2 protein-coding genes are annotated in these 3365 nt (G+C 64.6%); one reads left to right on the forward strand and one right to left on the reverse strand.

All coding sequences use genetic code 11. The features are described from left to right. Positions 1-515: 515 nt before the first annotated feature. Positions 516-1112, forward strand: coding sequence for a plasmid pRiA4b ORF-3 family protein (locus G4D83_RS45045; RefSeq protein WP_163871141.1), 597 nt, complete (start codon positions 516-518; stop codon positions 1110-1112). 1918 nt (positions 1113-3030) lie between these two features. On the opposite strand, the gene G4D83_RS45760 is transcribed toward G4D83_RS45045, so the two are convergent. Next, positions 3031-3365: hypothetical protein (locus tag G4D83_RS45760; RefSeq protein ID WP_205522872.1), on the reverse strand; the 335-nt coding region annotated here is incomplete at its 5' end.

Consider the following 3365-nt stretch of genomic DNA (forward strand, 5'->3'; position numbering starts at 1 on the left):
GCCGGGCCACTTCGCGCGCACCCGTCCCCATGCGGTGCAACCGCACCAACTCTCTCAACCTGTCCATGTCGACTCTCCGGTAGCTCATCCGCGCGCGTCCCTGGGCGCACCGCGGGGGCGGTGCTCGAGGTCTCGCGAGGATGCACGATGCACGGGATGAACTGGCCGGGTAGGCGCTCACCCCCCTGCCAGCCGCGTTTCTTCCAACTGTTTTCTGGGTGTGCGGACCGCCGTCCCGACTGCTCCGACTTGCGGTCCGCTTGGCCGACCCCGGGGCGATCCGCTTGGCCGACCCCGCTACGAACTGCTTGGGTGACCCGCCTGCGATCCATTACCCCGGTCCGTCACACAGGCCGCCGTCCCACCTTCGCGATCGCAAAGCAGTGCAGTCCATGCGGAGGTCGGGAGCATTGCGGCCCAGCCGGAACTGTTTCTTCTTTTTCGTACACTCAGCCGCAGGGGACTGTCAGGACACCTTCTCCCCATGTCTGGAGTGCTTACATACGCCCTCGTCCATGGCTTCCCGCAAGAAGACGACCTCTGAGCTTTCCATTCACGTGCTGTACGTCGAGTTGGTGGGCATCCAGCCGGTCATCTGGCGCGAGCTTCTTGTGCGCAGTGACATGCCCCTGTCGAAGCTGCACGACGTGCTGCAAGAGGCCTTCGGGTGGAACCACAGCCACATGCACGTGTTCGAGGACACTTCACGGCGGCGATACGGAGATATGGCGGGCGAGGCTGATGACAGGGGCTTCGGCGGCGATGCCTCTCTGCGGGATGAGCGCGAGTACTCCGTCGCGGACATCGCCCCGCGCGCTCGTAGCCTCTTCGGTTATATCTATGACTTCGGTGACGACTGGGTGCACCGCCTCCGCGTAAAGAAGGTGCAACCTGCCGAACCTGGCAAGCGATACCCCGCATGCGTCGCGGGAGCCAGAGCGGCGCCGCCCGATGACTGCGGTGGCGTCCCCGGCTACGAGCGACTCCTCAAGGCACTTGAGGACCCCGAGCACGGAGAGCATGAGGAAATGCGCCAGTGGCTCGGCGGCCCGTATGACCCCGAAGCGTTCGACCTCAAATCCACCGACAAGGCCGTCCGCACCATCAGTTGATTGAGATTCACGGTCTCTGGTTGGGACTCCTGTCTAGGGCAGGTCGTCATCCGCGGACTGAAGCAGCGGTCGTCTGTATTCGCTGAACATCCAAGGTCACCACGTAAGCCCGGCGGACAGGCTCATCGCCAGGGGCCGAGCACAACACCAGGACGAACAGTGCACTGAGTCGTCACCATTCATGCTGCGTCATGCACATGATCTTGGCCGGGCCAGGAGGCATCAGAGTCGCAGTATCACCGTAGCTGGACGCGACTCCTGGCCTCCGGTGGAGCCGCCTCCTCTTGTCGGGCGAAAAACTCCACGCGCGACCCGGTCGACCGGTGGCCCGTTGCGCGCGCGACCGGAAGTCGCCCTTCGTGGCCTGGAGGGCCTTCACGCGAACTTGGGTACTCTTCTGGCGTGGAGGCCGTCGCGCGCATGCGTTGTGCGGGCGGCGCGGTGGAACCCACACAGTAGGGCCTGGTTGGCATCTGCGCGGGGAAGGGCTCACTGCGTCTCGAAGAAGCTCCTCCGAGGAAGGGAGACAAAACTCGAAGGTGCACGACCAGGATGTCTCTCCTCTCATACGAGGTCCAGGAGGAGCGGCCTACGAGCGCGACGGTGGGATTGCCGTGGCGAAGGGAAGGGGCCCCTTGCGCGCTCCGTTCGTCCTCATGGCCAGGGGACAATAGCAGGGGACAGGGAACTGCCTCCGAGACGTGAGAACTCCGCCAGGGCGGGCGCCTGTGAACGGCCATGTGCTGACACCTGTTCGCTCCAGACGAGCTCGCGCCTATCCGGCAGCACAGGGAGGACAGTGGCGGAGCTGTTTCCGCACACGTATGCGAGCACTCGGCGTCGGGGCGCCCGTGAATAATCCAGGAGAGTCCGCTGGCGGCATGCCGGGATCGGGGGCTACGAGCGCTCTTCCTCAGGTCGGCATTGAAGCGAAGCCAACTGATTCGCAGGCGTTGCTCCATGGCGGAGCGTAGGTGCGGACCTCTTGGAAAGGAAACTCGGCGACATTCTCCCGAGAGCGGCCGTCCATGAACCGCTGCCGCATGAGGGCCCGTTTCCCTGGCGCGAGCTCGGCGAGGAACGCGCAGCTCGTTCCGTGAATCGACGAGCACATTCGGCATGGACTGGGGGCATCGTCAGGGGAGGCTCCGTGCGCGTTCTCAAGGGGAAGTGCCCCGTGGGAAACGCTCCTTCCGCGCGCATCAGGTCCACCGCAGTCGAACGCGCGGGGGGGCATGCCATGGTGGCGACGCGGTCCTGCGTAGGTCCGTCGAGGCTGGAGAGGGACGAGCCCGGATGGACCTCGCCCTGGTACGAGGCCCCCAAGGCTGGCCTGCGGTGCGCCACTGCCAAGGCGGATGGCGTCCACTCTCGAGAGTGAAGTCGAGCCAACCCAGCGGTGCACTCCGACGTGGCCCGCTCTCCCCTCGAAGGGCCTGTAGCGGCGGCAACAGCGAACGCTTCGTCCTGGCACCTGAAGAAAGCGCCCAGCGCCTCCTGACGAAACGTCGCTTCGTCCAGGGAGTGAGCCGGTGAGAACAGCAGGAGCTGTCTTCGCCGGCCCGTGGCCGGGGCGCCCGCCGACCCTCCTGGCAAGCAACCGGTAGCCGAGTGCTCTCCCCTGCGGGCGAGAGGCCCGAGCGGACTCCGCGGCTAGATCCACGAGGTCGCTCTCCCCACCCGAAGAAATCCGACGCCCTGCGATCAGAACGCTGGTGTTCACCGAATCCCGATGGTACAAGCCGCCCCCCTCGCACCGAAGCCCGCGCACTGGCGCGGAGCACTCCGTGGCGAGGATGTACCGACAGCACGGAATACAGCGGTCAACGAAGCGGGTTGACAGAAGATGCGGCGGTGATAGAAGCCGCGCCCCCGACGAAGAAGCCCGGGCAGCAGCAGGGCGGAAGCGGCGAGGGAGTCAACGAAGCAACGGTTGACACGGGATGCGGCGGAGAGATAGAAGCCGCGCCCTCCCGAAAGAAACAGCGGAAGCCACTGGGCGGCGCTGAAGATTTCGGGAAGCAGCAGAGAAGAAAGCAGAAATTGGGTGGTTGACAGCGGACGCGAAGATGAAATAGAAGAGGCGCCCCGCTGACGCCGGAAAGAAGTAGAAGGCGGCAGCAAGATAGCAGGAAGTCGCGGTTGAAACAAGCGGCTCGGTCTTTGAAAACCAAATAGCAAGCCCAAGAAGAAGAGAAGGATTGCGGAAACCGCAGTCAATCTTTGAGAAGGCACCAGCCAGGGAGCGCTGAG

It is taken from the genome of Myxococcus eversor (assembly GCF_010894455.1).
Lineage (GTDB): Bacteria > Myxococcota > Myxococcia > Myxococcales > Myxococcaceae > Myxococcus > Myxococcus eversor.

Excerpts from the sequence above, each read along its gene's own strand:
- G4D83_RS45045 (WP_163871141.1), top strand. The coding sequence starts at position 516 with ATGGCTTCCCGCAAGAAGACGACCTCTGAGCTTTCCATTCACGTGCTG.